Source organism: Rheinheimera tilapiae (assembly GCF_042432165.1).
Classification (GTDB): Bacteria; Pseudomonadota; Gammaproteobacteria; order Enterobacterales; family Alteromonadaceae; genus Pararheinheimera; species Pararheinheimera tilapiae.
Genome location: NZ_JBHLXP010000001.1, coordinates 1,851,624 through 1,867,833, shown reverse-complemented (window position 1 = coordinate 1,867,833; position 16,210 = coordinate 1,851,624). Strand labels below are relative to the sequence as shown.

Sequence of the window (16,210 nt, the reverse complement as noted above, 5' to 3'; positions counted from 1 at the left end):
TCAGATGGTTAATCAGATGGTCAAATTTGCTGGCCGCCTGCTGGTGTTAATGCTTTGCCTGAGCAGTCAGGTACAGGCCGCTACCCAGCTTAAGGCCAGTGTCGATAAAAATCCCGCGATGTACGGCGAAGCTATCATGTTGCAATTGGTGCTGGATGAAAAAGTCGATGCTGGCGCCATCGACTTTGCCAGCCTTGAAGCAGATTTTCGGGTGACCGGCCCTTCCGTCAGCCAAAGCATGCAAATCGTCAACGGCCAGTCGAGCCAAAGCACCAGTTGGCAACTCAGTCTGTATCCGCGCCGCACTGGCACGCTGACCATTCCGGCATTTCAGATAGGAGCGCTGAGCAGCGAACCGATCAGTCTGGAAGTGCAACCGGCCAGCCAGGCATCCGGTCAAGGTGCCGAATTATTTTTGCAAAACAGTTTTAGCAGCGAGAGCGTGCACGTTCAGCAAATGCTGTATTACGAAATCAAAATTTACTTTAAAGGGGAGCTGCAACGCGGCAATCTAAGCCAGCCGGAGCTAGCCGGAGCGGATGTGGAGCAAGTCGGTAAAGACATTGAAAACAGTGAAATTGTCAACGGTGAACGCTACCAGACCATCACACGCCGCTATAGTGTGATCCCGCAAAAAAGTGGCACTCTGACGCTGAATCCGCCGTTTTTTAATGGTGAAATGATCGACCGTGACAACTCAAGGTACGACTATTTTGCCCGGACTAAAGCCGTGTCAGCGGAAGGGCAACCTTTAACACTGCAGGTGAAACCCATCCCAGACGGCCAGCAACAAAACTGGTTGGCGTCCGAGTTGGTTGCGCTCAGCGATGAATGGAACCCGGCCGGTGACCAATTGATACAAGGCGAACCGGTAACCCGGACCATTACGCTGACTGCGCTTGATTTAGCCGACAATCAGTTGCCAGATTTACAACTTGGCACCGTCGCCGGCGCCAAAATCTATCCGGAGCAACCCCAAAGTCGCAAGGCGGAACGCAAAGGTCGGATCGTTGCACAAAAAGTGTTCAGCTATGCCATTATAGCCGACAAAGCTGGCAGTCTGACCTTACCAGAAGTTCGCGTACGCTGGTGGAATACCAAAACTAACCAGCCCGACGAAGCAGTGTTGAGCGCTGTGACACTGCAGGTTGCGCCCAATCCTCAGCAGGTACAACAGCCGGAACCTGCGGCAACCTCCACCACAGCGGTTACGGACAGCCTGCCGTCCGCGAAAATCTCCGACTGGCACTTTAGTTATAGCAGCTGGTTGTTACTGGGTTTATGGCTGTTAACTCTGGTCGCTTGGGGCTGGTGGGCGATCTCGGCGCCACATGCCGTCAGCAATGACAAAACTTCAGAGCCTCGCGCAACCAGCGCCAGCGAACTGCGGTTTAATTCGCGCAAACTAAAACATGCCTGTCAGCAGCATGATGCCGCTTTGGCGCGGGAGCAATTATTGCGCTGGGCACAGCAACTGATTGATGCAAACATTGAATCACTGGCCGATCTGGTGCAGCATCTGCCAGATGGCGCTTTAAAAACGCAAATTCAACAACTGAGTTATCAGGGTTATCAACCCGCAGGTGTGCAGTGGCAAGGTCAGGCCTTACTGGAAGCCTGGGCGCATTTTCATCATCAGCCAGGCACAACCGCTGAAGGCCTGGCTCCTTTATACCCGCGCGGCTAATTTTTTTCACTTCGCCTGCACATAAAGTGCAGGCTTGCCGGTCTGTGCTGTTATGTCGAATAATTACAGTCAAGGAGCGCGGAGTTCAGATGAACAGCGCACAACAACGTTACGAGGCACTGGTCCGCGCTTATACCCCGGATCTCTACCGCTACGCCTATTGGCTGTGCCGGTCAAAAAGTATTGCCGAAGATCTGGTGCAGGACACTTTACTGCGCGCCTGGAAAAATCTGGCGCAGCTGCAAGAAGCCGGCGCCGCGAAATCCTGGCTTCTAACGATTTTGCGCCACGAAAATGCACGGCGATTTGAGCGCAAGCAGTTTGACTACAGCGACGTGGAACAAGACAGTCTGGAAGATACTGCTCATGCCTCGCCGGAACACTGGGTTGCAACGGACCGGTTACACCGTCTGATGCTGGAAATGCCACAGGAATACCGCGAGCCATTAGTGATGCAACTATTACTCGGCATGACCGGCGATGAAATTGCCACAGTACTGCAACTGAATCTAAACACTGTCAATACCCGCTTATTTCGCGGCCGTGCACAACTTCGTGCCCGGCTGCAGCCTGACCATTCAGATGGAGTTTCCCAGCATGGATAATCTTTCTTTACGCCGGGCGCTGTATCAGGATCCGGCCAGCATTGCACCGCAGCAGCTCAATGACGATACGCAGTTATTGCAACTACAACAGGAGTTGTTGCAATTGGATCATCAATTGAAACAACAGCTTGAAATTGATGTGCCACCTCAACTGGTCGAACAGATTTTGTTACGCCAGCAAATGTTGCCGGTTGTACGTCACTGGTGGCAGCGTCCACTGCCCTATGCCACTGCTGCAGCGCTGCTGTTGTCAGTTTGGTTCTATCAGGATCCCGCCCCGCAAGTCAGTGCCGATCTGGGTCAACATGCACTAAGTCATGTCTACCATGAACTGGCGGCATTAGGCGCGATCAGCACTTTGGACCAACCAAGTCTGCAGCCGCTATTTGCCGAACTTGGCCTGAGTGCCGAGCTGCCCGTCCCGGTCCGCTATGCACGTTTTTGTGATTTTGAAGGTGTACGTTCCTTGCATCTGGTCCTCGAAGTCGATGGACAACCGTTGACTGTTTTTGTGGTGCCGGATCAGAACGATTTTCCGCAGGCTAATACAAGCCAGTTTGCTGATGCACGTTTTTTTGGCCAGAGCCTGAAAACTGCCAAGCATTTGCTGGTATTGGTGGCGCAACAACCGCAGCTGCTGGTAAAGGCCGGACCACTACTGGCAAAGTCACTTAAATTTAACATTTAACTGCGACTGGTAGCAGCCTGAACGCAGTTCGTGGAAAACTGCTGGTCCTTGCCAGTGACTATTGTTAGCATTGCCCCGTCATAATGGCTGGTCTCGTTGCGCCAGCCCCGGCAACATAACTATAACCAACAGGTCGAGGGATCCCAGTGGAAACAGGCACTATTCTGGCGCTTGCGATTTATTTTATCGCAATGCTGGCCATCGGACTTTACGCATACCGACAGTCCAGCAGTAACTTATCTGAATACATGTTAGGCGGGCGCAAACTTGGCCCAGGCATCACTGCGCTATCGGCCGGCGCGTCGGATATGAGTGGCTGGTTACTGATGGGCTTACCAGGCGCACTTTATACCGCCGGCATTTCGCAGATTTGGCTTGCTGTCGGTTTAATTCTCGGCGCCTGGGCCAATTATTTATTTTTAGCCCCCCGCTTTCGCATCTACACCGAAATCGCCAATGATTCGATCACGCTGCCCGACTATTTTGAACACCGTTTCGCCGATCGCACCCGTTTATTGCGCTTAATCTCAGCTGTGGTGATTGTGGTGTTTTTCACTTTATACACGGCTTCCGGCGTGGTTGCTGGTGGCAAACTGTTTGAAAGCGTATTCCAACTCGATTATGTCTACGGCTTAGCGCTGACCGTCTCAGTTGTGATTGCCTACACGTTATTAGGCGGTTTTCTCGCTGTGAGCATGACCGATTTTGTCCAGGGCATTATTATGTTTTTGGCGCTGGTCTTAGTCCCATTGGTCGCGCTGAATGTGGTCGGAGATCTCGGCACAACCCTCAGTATTGTTGAAACATTAAATCCGAATCACCTCGATCTCTTCACAGGAACCAGTGTGCTGGGAATTATTTCTCTGCTGGCCTGGGGATTGGGCTATTTTGGTCAGCCACATATTATCGTACGTTTTATGGCGATCCGTTCGGTAAAAGACTTCCCGGTCGCACGTCGTGTCGGCATGTCGTGGATGATTATTTCTTTGGGCGGAGCTGTCGCTACCGGTTTTATCGGGATCGCTTACGTCCATCAGACCAAACAACCGCTGGCTGATCCAGAAACTATTTTTATCATGTTGTCGCAGGTGCTGTTCCACCCGTTTATTACCGGCTTTCTGTTGGCGGCACTGCTGGCGGCGGTGATGAGTACGATCTCCAGTCAATTGTTAGTCACTTCCAGTGCCCTGACGCAGGACTTTTATAAGACGTTCCTGAATCAGCATGCATCGGATAAAACCCAGGTGTTGGTCGGACGATTGTCGGTCATGCTGGTCGCTGTAGTTGCGATTTGGATTGCACTGGATCGCAGCAGTTCTATTCTGGATTTAGTCGGTAACGCCTGGGCAGGCTTCGGTGCAGCCTTTGGTCCAGTGATCCTAATCAGTCTGTACTGGCGCAAAATGACGATGCCTGGCGCTCTGGCAGGTATGGTGGTGGGAGCGCTGACCGTGTTGTTCTGGGTGTTCTCGCCACTACAGATCGACGGACAACAATTAAATGACTTCCTCTATGCCATGGTGCCGGGCGTTGCATTTTCTATCATTGCAATAGTTCTGGTCAGTCTGCTGACCAAAGCGCCGGATAACGTGGTAAACCAACATTTCGACGCAATGGAAAAACAGCTCAAATCTTAGTTGTTCTGGCGCTCAGTCAAGCTTGGCTGAGCGCCTATCTCCCTGACAAAAAGCGACAAATTTTATTAGCCACTGCCTGATGTTCTTTGCTACATTGCTTGAAGAGCAAACGCCGAGGACCCTAGCTGTTATGTATTTCTACGCCGCCCGCCAACCTATCTTAGATCGGGAAAAAAACCTGTACGCCTATGAGCTATTGTTCAGAGACGGGCTGGATAACGTATTCCCTGATATTGACGGCGATGAAGCGACGTCAAAAATGATTGCTGGCAGTCAGTTTAATTTTGGTCTCGATGATTTCCTTGGCGATAAACCGGGCTTTATCAATTTTACTCTCGATACGCTGTTAAAAAAATTCCCCAGCATGCTGCCGAAAGAGCAGGTTGTAGTTGAGATCTTAGAGACTGTGCAGCCGGGCAAAAAATTGCTGGCTGAAGTACAACAGCTAAAAGATGACGGATATATCATCGCGTTAGATGACTATATTCATCAGCCGGTCTGGCGCCATTTTTATCCCTTTATCGACATTATTAAGATTGATTTTCGCAGCACTGACGCGGCAACAATTGACCAAATCCTGCTTGCAGTTGCACCCTTTCCGCATATCAAATTATTGGCCGAAAAAGTCGAAACCAATGCTGAGTTTCAGAACGCGCTGGATATGGGTTTCAGTTATTTTCAGGGTTATTTCTTCTCGAAACCTGAAATGCTGCAAAGTAAAGCTTTGTCTCCAGCACAGATGACACTGGCTGAGTTACTGTACGAAACGTCAAAGTCCGAAATGGACCTTGCCCAAATCACCAGTATTTTCGAGCGTGACGTTAATTTATCTTATAAATTACTGCGCTATTCAAATAGCGCAGTATTTAAGCGACGTTCTGAAATCGAAACCATCAAACAAGCCTTAGTTGTTTTAGGTCAGGTTGAACTGAAAAAATTCCTGTCAGTGTTGTTCACTGCCCAAGTGTCCAGCGAGAAACCTGCAGAACTGATGCGTTTAGCGATGACCCGGGCGAAATTTGCTGAAGGGATTGCTTCATTGCATCGACAAACGGACACAGCCAAAGCATTTCTGACCGGCATGATGTCACTGATGGACGCTATTTTGGACGAACCGATGTCGTCGGTGCTGACTAAATTACCTCTGGCTAAAGATATTAAAGATGCATTGGTTGGCGAACCTGGTTTCTTAAGTGAATATTTGGCGCTAGTCAAACATTATGAACGGGCCGAATGGCAAGACGCCAACATCGCGATTGCCAAGCTGAAGCTGGATCCAAAAGTATTGCCGGACAAATACCACGAGGCAGTACAATGGGCCAACGAACAAATGCGCGCCCTGGGTGATGCTTAATCACCAATCACGCGTCCTTCTCCGGTGGAACAGTCGCCGCAATTCAGGTGTTGCGGCGCACTGTTTAACAGCAAATACGGCACTAACAGCCCCCCGACTAGTCAGTGCCGTCATAAGCCGACAGCTTTAACCGAAGCTGACGAAACCGGCGATACGATCTGCCATTTTCTCGCCAATGCCCTTCACTTCCATCAGCTGCTTTTTGTCCTTGATTGGACCGTTTAACTTGATGTACTCGAGGATTGCCTGCGCCTTTTTTGCGCCAATACCCGGGATCGCTTCAAGCTGTTGCTGATCAGCTTTATTCAACGACAGTTTGGACTGAGATACCGCGCCAACAGTTTTATTGTCAGCATTACTTGGATTGTTTAAGGCGGCGCTGGCGCTTTGAGCCCCCATACAGGCGATTGTTGCACAGAGCGCAAACCATAGTGCTTTCATGTTCATCGGACTTTCCTTGCTATTCAGAGCATGTTAAAAGGTGCCAGCCATCCAGCGGCTGGCGCTTGATACCTGACTAGTACATTTTTTCATCAGGTTTATTCAAATTAGTTAAAAATTACATTTATGCAACTTATCGTATATATTTTTGCATTATTTTTAATTCAGCCAAAGTTAAGCTCGTTGTTGCTAATGTCGGTCTGAATCAGTTTCGGAGGATCAAAGATGCGTTACATGTTGTTGTTACTACCATTATTAACCGCCTGTTCCAGCCACTATGGTAAGAAACACTATGTGATGGCCAACGTGACAAAATCCGAACCCGTCTACAAAACCATTGAAATCCATAAACCCAAACGAGTCTGCGAAGAGCGGCAGGTTGTCCAACGTGAATCTGATTCAGCAACCCCCACTATCGTTGGCGCTATTATCGGTGGTGCACTAGGCAATGCCATTGGTCACAACAGCTCGAATAAAAAAGTTGGGATGGCCGCAGGTGCGGTATTAGGTGGTTCCATTGGTCATGATGTCGGCAAACAGAATGGTTCTGACGTCGTGCATCTGCAAACCGTCTGTTATCAGGCTGGCACTGAAGTCGAATACCAAAGTGTGGTGGACGGCTACCGCGTGACCTACCAACTGAATGGCCGCGAATATACGACGATGCTCGATCGAGATCCTGGAGCGCAAATGCCGGTGGTCGTTGAACCACCGAGAAATCGATAAGCTTAATGGTCAGGCTTCCCGCCTGACCCCGACTGTTTTACACTCCCCATTGAATGTCGCCACTGAAAAGGAAATGCCATGCGCGTGCTGGTTGTTGAAGATGAAACCTTACTCGCCGAACAAGTGAAAAACCACCTGATGCAGCAACAATTCTCAGTGGACTTGTCCCATGATGGCTCTGATGGTTTTTTTAAGATCAGCGAGTACCCTTATGATCTCGCCATCGTTGATATTGGTTTACCAAAGCTGGATGGTTTGTCTTTGATTAGAAAAGCCCGTCAGCAAGATATTAAAACGCCAATCATTCTGCTGACCGCCCGCGGCAGCTGGCAGGAAAAAGTGCAAGGCCTTGACGCCGGAGCCGACGATTACCTGACCAAACCTTTCCATATGGAAGAATTGTTGGCCCGATGTAATGCTCTGATCCGCCGCGCCGCCGGCCAACCGGACCCAACCCTTAGTGCTGGCCCGGTCAGCCTGAACAGCCGCACTCAGCAAGTCTGGTCTCACGGCGCCGAAGTGTCACTGACCGCCTATGAATATAAAGTGCTGGAGTACTTTATGCTCAATCCGACCAAAGTGATTTCCAAGACCGAGTTAACCGAACATATCTATGATCAGGATTTTGATCTCGACAGTAACGTCATTGAAGTGTTTGTACTGCGACTGCGCAAAAAACTCGACCCGGACGGTGAACTCAAACCAATCGAAACTCTACGCGGCCGGGGCTACCGCTTTAATCTGGCGGTTGGCGCATGACATTGTCGTTAAAGCTGCGTCAGGCCATTGTCTGCCTGGTGCTGCTTATTTTTATCCTGCCCGCTTCATTCCTTGCCATTGAGCGGGCATTTTTCGCCCAGTTACTGACTAGTACCGAGCAAAAGCTCGAAGTGCATCTGTACTCGTTTTTATCCGAACTCTCCAGCAAAAATGATGTGGTTGAAATAAATAACAGTATTTTGCCTGCAGATTTTTTGCGCACTGACTCAGGTACCAGCGCGTATATCGTGTCGGACGATAAGTTGATCTGGCAATCAGATTCCTCGCTTAATCAGACATTTACACCGCCAGTGCATGAAATGCTACCTGGAAAACATGAGTTCGTTGCATTAGAACAAGATGGCAAGACCTATTGGGTTTTATCATTTGCGCTGCTGTTTGATATGGGTGAACGCAGCATGCCGCTGACTATCCATATTCTGCAGGACGACCGACTGCTTGAAGCACCAATGCAAAGCTTCCGTAAAACACTGCTGCGTTGGTTTATCGGTATAGGTCTGGTGTTGGCACTCATCATGCTGCTGGCCTATTACTGGACCACACAGCCGCTATCAGCGCTTGATCACGAGATCCGTGAAGTTGAGAGTGGCCAACAGCAGCAACTCACCCAACGCTATCCTGCCGAGCTACAAACCATCAAAGAAGACCTGAACCTGCTGCTTGACAATCAAAACCGGCAAAAACAACGCTATCGGCATCACCTGAGTGACCTCGCCCATGCATTGAAAACACCAGTTGCCGTACTGAAAACTTCGGCACTGGCAGAGCAGCCCGAATTGCGCGACCAGATTGACCGGATCACCGCGATGATCGAACATCAGCTCAAACGCGCCAGCAGTTCAGGTCAGGATATCTGGTTGAAGCAGATCCCAATCAGCCCAGTGGCCGAACAGTTAAAAAATGCGCTGCAAAAAATCTATCGCGACAAACAAATCCGTTTTGAAGTCAATTGTCCGCCACAGATGATGTTTCGTGGCGATGAAACAGATTTGATGGAAATGCTGGGTAATTTGCTTGATAACGCCTGCAAAGCCTGTCAACAAAGGGTCAGACTGTCTGTGCAATGTAAACCACTGCAATTGACGATCGAAGATGACGGCCCTGGTGTGCCAATGGATAAAAAAGCGCAGTTGTTAAGCCGTGGAACCCGTCTGGACACCTATACCGATGGCCATGGTGTTGGTTTGTCCATCGTCGATGAACTTTGTCAGTCTTATCAGGGACAACTCGAAATTAGTCAAAGCACTTTGGGCGGCGCCAGCTTCAGTTTGATTTTTGCTCAGCATCAATATTAATGTCCATTTCAGGCACAGTGGCTTGGCTGTGCTGTATGCACCGCATACTACGGCGTCCATGTTTCCAGAGTTGCGCCTGGCCGTTCTGCTAATAAGCGCTTGATCTGACAGCAGGCTTGTCAACGTACTACACTGTTTAAGCCTTCATTTCAGGAGATCTTCTATGCGGATCCTGCTCACCGGCGCGACCGGTCTTATCGGTCAGGCATTGTGTCAGCGCTGGCAACATCAGCATCAACTGATCTGTTTAAGCCGTGACGTAACAAAAGCACAACGTAAGTCAAACCTTGCCGTACACTGGATAGACAGCCTGGCCAGCGTTGATTTTAATCAGCTTGACGCTGTAGTGAATCTCGCCGGCGAACCGATTGCAGCCAAACGCTGGACTGAGAACCAAAAAAACCGTATCTGCCAGAGTCGCTGGCAACTGACCGAGCAAATCGCCGGCGCTATTCTGCAGGCTAACACCCCACCCGCAGTACTGATCAGTGGTTCAGCCATTGGCTTTTATGGCCGTCAAGACAGCGGTAGTATTGACGAAAACTGTCAGACTTTTTATCCAGACTTTAGCCACGATATCTGTGCCCGTTGGGAGAATCTGGCAATGCGTGCTCAGACCGAGAAAACCAGAGTCTGTATCCTGCGCACTGGTGTAGTGTTGTCCGAACAGGGTGGCGCGCTGAGCCGGATGGTGCCAGCTTACCGGCTCGGACTGGGAGGGAAATTGGCTGACGGCCAGCAATATATGTCCTGGATCCATCTTGATGACATGGTCAATATCATTGACTACATGTTATTACACAGCGAGTGTCAAGGTATCTACAATGCCACCGCACCAATGGCAGTCACCAACCAGCAATTCAGTAAGCTACTGGCAGAACGGCTGAATAAACCTGAGCTAATGCCATTACCAGCTTTTGCTTTACGCTTGCTGTTTGGCGAAATGGCAGACTTGCTGCTGTTTGGCCAGCAAGTCTATCCAAAGCGCCTGTTAGACGCAGGTTTTCAGTTTCAATACACTCAGTTGCGACAAGCGCTGGCGTCGCTGGCGCTGTAACAACAGCGCCAATTTAACTATGCAAAGCCCGACGGATCAGACTGGCCGGTGTCGGTTTTAATATGCCTCGCAGTAATATAGTGCCGAGTCCGGTCAGCAGCAGTAGGCCGGCGGCAGGCCCGATGCCCCACAAGCTATAGTGTGGAGTAAATGGCAACTGGAACATCCGTAGTTGTACCACCGACAATAGGATCTCTGCCAGTAAGGTAGCAAATACGCCCGCTAATAGTCCAAGCGCAGCAAACTCGAACAACACGGCTTGTTGCAGGAATCGGCCTCTAGCACCCAGCGTCCGTAAGATCGCCAGCTCCTGTTCACGCTGCTCGACCGTCGCCTGTACCTGAGCCACCAGCACCAGTACCGCAGCGGTAAAGACCAGGATCAGAATCAACGTCAGCGCCAGCGACACCTGGTCGATAATCTGGCTGACCTGCAGCAATATCGCATCGACCGAGATCACGGAAACCGTTGGATATTGTTTTAACAATGTGGTCAGCACCTGCTGTTTACTGGTGGGCAAATGGAACGCTGTCAGATATGTCGCCGGAAACGCAGCCATCAGATCCGGACTTAACAGCATAAAGAAGTTCGGTTGCAGACTGTTCCAGTCGACTTTACGGAAACTGGTCACAGTGGCATCAAACTGCTGGCCACCAATGGCGAAGCTCAGCGTATCGCCCAGTTTTAACTGCAAGCGCTCCGCTTGTTGCTGCTCCACTGAAACTTCCGCCTTGCCGGAAAACCAGCGTCCTTCTGTCAGTTGATTATTAGCCGGAAGTTCTTCTAACCAACTGAGATTCAGCTCACGACCAAAACCCTCACGTCTGGCTTTTTGCTCGGGCTTTTTGCCGCCGGCCTGCTGTGGCTCTTCCGCTTTGCTGCTGGCCTGCTCCGCCGCATCCTGCTCAGGTTCCTCCAGCGCTTCGCCATTGACCGCCACTACTCTGCCTGACACCATCGGATAGAAAATACCTGTGCTTAATCCTGCCGTCTGTAACTGCGAAGCGATCTGATCTTTTTCCACCGCAGTCATGTTCACCAGGAACTGATTTGGCGCATTTTCAGGGACTTGTTGTTTCCACTGTTCCAGCAATTCAGCACGCAGGAAATACAGCACCAGCGTCAAAAACAACGCCAGACTAAAGGTCATCAACTGAAAACTGTTTTGCCACAACCGACGGCGCAAATTGGCCAGCGCCAGTTTTAATGCACTACTTTGCCCTGCGGCCATTGGTTTCGCAAAACGAACCAACAACGCGGCAAAGCCCAGCAAACAGAGCCCAAATCCGGCACAGGCCAAAAATAGCATACCGGATAACCACAGGTCGCCACTAAACAACCACATCAACAGTAAGACCGCTGCTGACCCACTGGCCAATTGCCAATAATCCATCTGCCACGGCGCGCTTTGCTGACGCAGCACCTGAATAGCGGGAACTGCCGTCAGGCGCCAGACCGGGCGCAACGAAAACAACAAAGAACAAATCAAGGCTGTGGCTATGCCAAGCCAAAGCGCTTTGGCGCTGAACATAGCCTGATAACCATCAATCCATTGGCTCAGGAAACCTTGTACCGCAAAGTTGGCTGCCAACCCCAATAACAAACCAAGCACGCTGGCAAAACAAGTCACCAGCAACAGATGGCTGAAGTAAATCTGCCTGGCCTGCGCAGAGGTCATGCCGAGCGCTTTAATGACTGCAACCGCCATTTGGTGGCGCTGGCTATAACGATTTGCCGCAACTGCGGCGGCGGCGGCTGCCAACACAATCCCGAGCAATCCTGCTAACAACAAAAACCGTTCAGCACGGTCGAGGGCACTGCCCACTGCACTTTGCCGATCCAATTGCTGCCAGCGGTCGTTGGCTGTCAACAAATCGGCCGAATCGTCCACTAGTTGTTTTAGAGCAGGTCCGTCCCCGGCAAACATATAGCGATACGAAATACGACTACCGGGTTGCACGACCTGAGTGGCTGCAACATCGGCCAGGTGCATCAGCACTCGCGGTTGCCCACCAAATAGATTCAGCGGTGCGTCTGGTTCTTCCACAATGAAGCCACCGACGGTTAATGTGGCAGCACCAACATCCAACTGAGCGCCAGTCTGCACATTGAGTATCTGCGCCAACCGCGGTTCCAGATACAACATACCTCGTTGTAACTGCGACACCTGTCCTTCAGCGGTATCAAGCAGCAATTTCCCTCGTAACGGGTATTCGGCTGAAACAGCTTTGACATTGACCAGCTGCATATTGTCGCCGGCAAACACCATGGTATTAAACTGAATTTGCTCCGCAGTTTTTAACCCCAGAGCTTGCGCTTGGGTAAAGATCTCGTTTTGAAACGGCGAGCTGGAACGCAACACTTTGTCAGCAGCGGTAAAGTTACTGCTACGCTGCATCAATGCACTTCGGACGCTGTCAGTAATCCCACTCAAACTGACCACGGTGAGTACTGCCAGCATCAGTGCAAAGGCGACGACCCAGAGTTCACCGTTTTTCAGCTCACGCCAGAACAGTCGCCAGGCGATCTTAACCAGCATAACTAAGCTCCTGTGTGCGGGCCGCAGCATGTGCTTCGACCAATCGGCCGGCATCCATATTGAATTGACGCTGGCAACGTGCCGCTAGTTGTGAATTGTGAGTTACCAAAACCAAGGTGGTTCCCTGACTCTGGTTGAGCTCAAACAGCAAATCCTCGACTTTTCGGCCAGTTGCACTGTCCAGATTTGCTGAAGGCTCATCCGCAAATAGAATCGCAGGCTGCGTGATAAATGCCCGGGCGATCGCTACACGTTGCTGCTCGCCACCAGAGAGCTGGGCGGGGAAAAAATGCATACGTGCACTGAGGCCAACCAGTTCCAGTAATTGTTTGCCCCGCTCTACGGCCTGAGGTTGTCCGGCAAGTTCTGCCGGCAAGGTGACATTCTCCAGCGCCGTCAAAGCTGGCAGCAACAAAAATGACTGGAACACAAAACCAACTGCTTTGGCGCGAAGTTCAGCTCGCGCATCGTCACTGAGCAGATCAATCCGTTTACCGGCCAGAATAATTTCGCCACTGCTCGGCACATCTAGTCCAGCCAATAAGCCTAACAAAGTAGATTTGCCAGATCCTGATGCGCCAACAATAGCTACACTGTCGCCCTTATTGATTGTCAGATTGATATCCGTCAGGATATTCAGCGTATTACCCGGTAGCGCGACTTGTTTGCAAAGCGCGCGGGTCTGAATAAACAACTCTGGTGTAACTGACATGCGATTCTATTTCCTTATTTGTGCTCTGTGGATCTCTGCCTATCTGCCGGTTTCGGCGAATGCAGCAACAAAAACATTAATGATTGTTGGCGACAGCTTAAGTGCCGGTTATGGCCTGCAACAGCCTCAAAGCTGGCCCGCATTACTGCAGGACAGCCTCGAACAAAAAAACTCAGTCTGGCGTATTCAAAACGCCAGTATCAGCGGAGAAACCAGTGGCGGCGCGCTGGCACGTCTGCCGGCTTTACTCCAACAACATAAACCTACAGCTGTGCTGATCGAAATCGGCGGCAATGACGGCCTGCGTGGTTTTCCGGTCAATCGGCTGCGGCAAAACCTACAACAGTTGATTGAACTGAGTAAAGCTGCGGGCGCCACACCTGTGCTGATGCAAATACGTATTCCACCGAATTACGGACCACGCTACACCGAGCAGTTTGTTGCTGTCTATGCCGAACTTGCTGAACAGCATCGGTTAAAACTCTGGCCGTTTTTTATGGACAACATTGCCGTACGGCCAGAACTGATGCAAGCAGATGGTATTCATCCGAACGCCAAGGCACAGCCCATTATCCGGGATTTTATGCTTCCGTTCATCGAAGAAATGTAATCAGATATAAAGCGCGTTGACACAACGCTGACAATGCAGCGCGCTGTTTTTTTGGGAATAGGTTTGAAAAAGGCAATAACAGCCAGACGACTGATTGGCGACTGTATAGCGATTTCAACAGGAGATTTGGTGGAGCTAAGCGGGATCGAACCGCTGACCTCTTGCATGCCATGCAAGCGCTCTCCCAGCTGAGCTATAGCCCCATCGGCTGAACGCGTGTTCAAAAGATGGCGTCCCTTAGGGGATTCGAACCCCTGTTACCGCCGTGAAAGGGCGGTGTCCTAGGCCTCTAGACGAAAGGGACATCTGGAAATAACGGTGACAATCTGTGGCGTCCCTTAGGGGATTCGAACCCCTGTTACCGCCGTGAAAGGGCGGTGTCCTAGGCCTCTAGACGAAAGGGACACAGTAGACTGTCGAGCATATCATTGGCGTCCCTTAGGGGATTCGAACCCCTGTTACCGCCGTGAAAGGGCGGTGTCCTAGGCCTCTAGACGAAAGGGACGGACTGATATGCATGTTCTGTTTCTGAAGTGGCGTCCCTTAGGGGATTCGAACCCCTGTTACCGCCGTGAAAGGGCGGTGTCCTAGGCCTCTAGACGAAAGGGACACATACAGAAATTTTGGTGGAGCTAAGCGGGATCGAACCGCTGACCTCTTGCATGCCATGCAAGCGCTCTCCCAGCTGAGCTATAGCCCCACATCAACAACGCTGGCTATATAAGCTTTGCGTTACAGAACGAGGCGCATTCTATGGGCCTGCCCTAGGAGTGTCAACAATTTTTTCGGCGTGGAGATCTGATCGGGTAAAAATTAATCTGACCGGGTGAAAACAATACAAATATGCACTAAATATTGAAAAAACAATGTGCTAGCGCGGTGTTTCCGAAGCAGCAGAAATAGTGTTGATATACCCTGAGAGGCCTGGCTGTGCTACCCTAACGGTCCCGGACGGCTGCTGGTTGTCCATTTGCATTCAGGATCAGATGTTATGTACGAAGCATATTATGGATTAAAGGACAGACCCTTTCAGCTTACGCCAAATCCACAATGGTTTTTCGCCAGCAAACTGCATAAACGCGCTTTGGCTTACCTGCAATATGGTCTGAGTCAAGGCGAAGGATTTATTGTGATCACCGGCGATGTCGGCACTGGTAAAACAACCATCGCTAACCAACTGCTGGCCAAACTGGACCCACACCAGATCATCGCCCGACAAATCGTCACCTCAAAACTCAACCCTGACGATTTATTGCGGATGATTTGCTCAGTGTTTCAGCTACAGGTCAAAGAACACAATAAAGCGACTTATCTGGAAGCCATCTCGGCTTATCTACAGGCATTAGCGCAGCAAAAAAAACGTGCCCTGCTGTTGGTCGATGAAGCGCAGAATTTGCCGTTAGAATCGATTGAAGAATTACGCATGTTGTCCAATTTTCAATTAGCCGGTAAACCGCTGTTACAAAGCTTCTTACTTGGCCAGAATGAGCTCAACGCTGTGATCCAATCTCCGCACATGGAGCAGTTCCGGCAACGTATTATTGCATCGTCTAATTTGTCGGCACTGAGTGTTGAAGACTGTCAGGCTTATATTGAGTATCGGATCCAGGCCGCCGGCGGCCCAGCCGCATTATTGGACAATGCATGTTTTGCGATGATCCATCAGTTCAGCTCAGGGATCCCGCGTAAAATTAACAATCTGATGGACCGAGTTTTGTTATACGGGTTTCTGGAAGAAATTAAAACGTTCACTCCGCACGATGTGCAACAGGTAATTCAGGAGATCAGTGGTGAAGTTGCTAACCATACTCCGGTGAATAATCAGGTTCCCGTTGCTGCTGCGCAACACGTCGAAGCAAGTGCTATTGCGGAACAGCCTGTAGCAAATCCTTATCATGCCATGCTAACTGAACTGTCTGGTTTGCTCGATAATTCGTTACAACATAAGATTCGGATGGCACAGCAACTGGATGAGTTGCTCACGCAGCAGCAGCAACAAGTCTTGAAACAAAATCAGCACTTGAATCAAGACGAAGTTGATAACAAAAACAGTTGAATCCAATAAAAAAAACCGCAAAA

At 50.3% G+C, this 16,210-nt stretch carries 14 protein-coding genes and 6 tRNA genes; 11 read left to right on the top strand and 9 right to left on the bottom strand.

Going from position 1 to position 16,210, the window contains the following annotated elements; translation table 11 throughout:
- Window positions 1-4: 4 nt before the first annotated feature.
- The 5 genes from ACFFJP_RS08090 (at window position 5) to ACFFJP_RS08070 (ending at window position 5,971) form a co-directional block, all read left to right on the top strand.
- Window positions 5-1,687 carry a BatD family protein gene (locus ACFFJP_RS08090; protein ID WP_377242243.1) on the top strand — a complete coding sequence of 561 codons (1,683 nt, stop codon included), beginning with the start codon at window positions 5-7 and terminating at the stop codon, window positions 1,685-1,687.
- Between the two features lie 89 nt (window positions 1,688-1,776).
- Window positions 1,777-2,292: a sigma-70 family RNA polymerase sigma factor gene (locus ACFFJP_RS08085; protein WP_377242241.1), complete on the top strand. Its 516-nt coding sequence runs from the start codon at window positions 1,777-1,779 to the stop codon at window positions 2,290-2,292.
- Window positions 2,285-2,980, top strand: a complete 696-nt coding sequence (locus ACFFJP_RS08080; RefSeq protein WP_377242239.1) for a DUF3379 family protein — start codon at window positions 2,285-2,287, stop codon at window positions 2,978-2,980. The genes ACFFJP_RS08085 and ACFFJP_RS08080 overlap by 8 nt, the downstream gene beginning before the upstream one ends.
- A gap of 146 nt (window positions 2,981-3,126) precedes the next feature.
- Complete coding sequence (putP, locus tag ACFFJP_RS08075) at window positions 3,127-4,617, top strand: sodium/proline symporter PutP (RefSeq protein WP_377242237.1); 1,491 nt, start codon at window positions 3,127-3,129, stop codon at window positions 4,615-4,617.
- A 130-nt stretch (window positions 4,618-4,747) separates the two neighbouring features.
- Entirely contained in the window at window positions 4,748-5,971 is a 1,224-nt protein-coding gene (locus ACFFJP_RS08070) for an EAL and HDOD domain-containing protein (protein WP_377242234.1), read from the top strand.
- Between the two features lie 126 nt (window positions 5,972-6,097).
- Here ACFFJP_RS08070 and ACFFJP_RS08065 read toward each other — a convergent pair whose 3' ends face one another.
- Window positions 6,098-6,418 (bottom strand): ComEA family DNA-binding protein, encoded by a 321-nt coding sequence (locus ACFFJP_RS08065; RefSeq protein ID WP_377242232.1) that lies wholly within the window; start codon window positions 6,416-6,418, stop codon window positions 6,098-6,100.
- Window positions 6,419-6,637: 219 nt separating this feature from the next.
- On the opposite strand from ACFFJP_RS08065, the gene ACFFJP_RS08060 reads away from it, so the two are divergent.
- The 4 genes from ACFFJP_RS08060 (at window position 6,638) to ACFFJP_RS08045 (ending at window position 10,270) form a co-directional block, all read left to right on the top strand.
- Window positions 6,638-7,138, top strand: coding sequence for a glycine zipper 2TM domain-containing protein (locus ACFFJP_RS08060; protein WP_377242230.1), 501 nt, complete (start codon window positions 6,638-6,640; stop codon window positions 7,136-7,138).
- Window positions 7,139-7,216: 78 nt separating this feature from the next.
- Window positions 7,217-7,897 (top strand): response regulator transcription factor, encoded by a 681-nt coding sequence (locus tag ACFFJP_RS08055; protein ID WP_377242228.1) that lies wholly within the window; start codon window positions 7,217-7,219, stop codon window positions 7,895-7,897.
- Complete coding sequence (locus tag ACFFJP_RS08050) at window positions 7,894-9,213, top strand: ATP-binding protein (RefSeq protein WP_377242226.1); 1,320 nt, start codon at window positions 7,894-7,896, stop codon at window positions 9,211-9,213. Before ACFFJP_RS08055 ends, ACFFJP_RS08050 begins: the two co-directional genes overlap by 4 nt.
- A gap of 163 nt (window positions 9,214-9,376) precedes the next feature.
- Window positions 9,377-10,270 (top strand): TIGR01777 family oxidoreductase, encoded by an 894-nt coding sequence (locus ACFFJP_RS08045; protein ID WP_377242223.1) that lies wholly within the window; start codon window positions 9,377-9,379, stop codon window positions 10,268-10,270.
- Window positions 10,271-10,283: 13 nt separating this feature from the next.
- On the opposite strand, the gene ACFFJP_RS08040 is transcribed toward ACFFJP_RS08045, so the two are convergent.
- Together ACFFJP_RS08040 and ACFFJP_RS08035 are read right to left on the bottom strand one after the other, a co-directional pair.
- Complete coding sequence (locus ACFFJP_RS08040) at window positions 10,284-12,809, bottom strand: ABC transporter permease (RefSeq protein WP_377242221.1); 2,526 nt, start codon at window positions 12,807-12,809, stop codon at window positions 10,284-10,286.
- Window positions 12,799-13,521, bottom strand: a complete 723-nt coding sequence (locus tag ACFFJP_RS08035) for an ABC transporter ATP-binding protein (RefSeq protein WP_377242219.1) — start codon at window positions 13,519-13,521, stop codon at window positions 12,799-12,801. The genes ACFFJP_RS08040 and ACFFJP_RS08035 overlap by 11 nt, the downstream gene beginning before the upstream one ends.
- Here ACFFJP_RS08035 and ACFFJP_RS08030 point away from each other — a divergent pair.
- A complete protein-coding gene (locus ACFFJP_RS08030) occupies window positions 13,520-14,131 on the top strand; it encodes an arylesterase (protein ID WP_377242217.1) in 612 nt (203 codons plus the stop codon). The genes ACFFJP_RS08035 and ACFFJP_RS08030 overlap by 2 nt on opposite strands.
- Window positions 14,132-14,258: 127 nt before the next feature.
- Here ACFFJP_RS08030 and ACFFJP_RS08025 read toward each other — a convergent pair.
- From ACFFJP_RS08025 to ACFFJP_RS08000, 6 genes are all read right to left on the bottom strand, one after another.
- Window positions 14,259-14,334: transfer RNA gene (locus tag ACFFJP_RS08025), tRNA-Ala, on the bottom strand.
- 25 nt (window positions 14,335-14,359) lie between these two features.
- Window positions 14,360-14,435: transfer RNA gene (locus tag ACFFJP_RS08020), tRNA-Glu, on the bottom strand.
- Window positions 14,436-14,460: 25 nt separating this feature from the next.
- Window positions 14,461-14,536, bottom strand: a tRNA-Glu gene (locus tag ACFFJP_RS08015).
- A 24-nt stretch (window positions 14,537-14,560) separates the two neighbouring features.
- Window positions 14,561-14,636 (bottom strand) — tRNA-Glu (locus ACFFJP_RS08010).
- 29 nt (window positions 14,637-14,665) lie between these two features.
- Window positions 14,666-14,741: transfer RNA gene (locus tag ACFFJP_RS08005), tRNA-Glu, on the bottom strand.
- A 14-nt stretch (window positions 14,742-14,755) separates the two neighbouring features.
- Window positions 14,756-14,831: transfer RNA gene (locus ACFFJP_RS08000), tRNA-Ala, on the bottom strand.
- Between the two features lie 291 nt (window positions 14,832-15,122).
- On the opposite strand from ACFFJP_RS08000, the gene ACFFJP_RS07995 reads away from it, so the two are divergent.
- A complete protein-coding gene (locus ACFFJP_RS07995) occupies window positions 15,123-16,187 on the top strand; it encodes an XrtA/PEP-CTERM system-associated ATPase (protein ID WP_377242215.1) in 1,065 nt (354 codons plus the stop codon).
- Window positions 16,188-16,210 lie beyond the last annotated feature (23 nt).

Excerpts from the sequence above, each read along its gene's own strand:
- ACFFJP_RS07995 (WP_377242215.1), top strand. The coding sequence starts at position 15,123 with ATGTACGAAGCATATTATGGATTAAAGGACAGACCCTTTCAGCTTACG.
- ACFFJP_RS08080 (WP_377242239.1), top strand. The coding sequence starts at position 2,285 with ATGGATAATCTTTCTTTACGCCGGGCGCTGTATCAGGATCCGGCCAGC.
- ACFFJP_RS08050 (WP_377242226.1), top strand. The coding sequence starts at position 7,894 with ATGACATTGTCGTTAAAGCTGCGTCAGGCCATTGTCTGCCTGGTGCTG.
- ACFFJP_RS08030 (WP_377242217.1), top strand. The coding sequence starts at position 13,520 with ATGCGATTCTATTTCCTTATTTGTGCTCTGTGGATCTCTGCCTATCTG.
- ACFFJP_RS08055 (WP_377242228.1), top strand. The coding sequence starts at position 7,217 with ATGCGCGTGCTGGTTGTTGAAGATGAAACCTTACTCGCCGAACAAGTG.
- ACFFJP_RS08045 (WP_377242223.1), top strand. The coding sequence starts at position 9,377 with ATGCGGATCCTGCTCACCGGCGCGACCGGTCTTATCGGTCAGGCATTG.
- ACFFJP_RS08065 (WP_377242232.1), bottom strand. The coding sequence starts at position 6,418 with ATGAACATGAAAGCACTATGGTTTGCGCTCTGTGCAACAATCGCCTGT.
- ACFFJP_RS08035 (WP_377242219.1), bottom strand. The coding sequence starts at position 13,521 with ATGTCAGTTACACCAGAGTTGTTTATTCAGACCCGCGCGCTTTGCAAA.
- ACFFJP_RS08070 (WP_377242234.1), top strand. The coding sequence starts at position 4,748 with ATGTATTTCTACGCCGCCCGCCAACCTATCTTAGATCGGGAAAAAAAC.
- ACFFJP_RS08040 (WP_377242221.1), bottom strand. The coding sequence starts at position 12,809 with ATGCTGGTTAAGATCGCCTGGCGACTGTTCTGGCGTGAGCTGAAAAAC.
- ACFFJP_RS08090 (WP_377242243.1), top strand. The coding sequence starts at position 5 with ATGGTTAATCAGATGGTCAAATTTGCTGGCCGCCTGCTGGTGTTAATG.
- ACFFJP_RS08085 (WP_377242241.1), top strand. The coding sequence starts at position 1,777 with ATGAACAGCGCACAACAACGTTACGAGGCACTGGTCCGCGCTTATACC.
- ACFFJP_RS08060 (WP_377242230.1), top strand. The coding sequence starts at position 6,638 with ATGCGTTACATGTTGTTGTTACTACCATTATTAACCGCCTGTTCCAGC.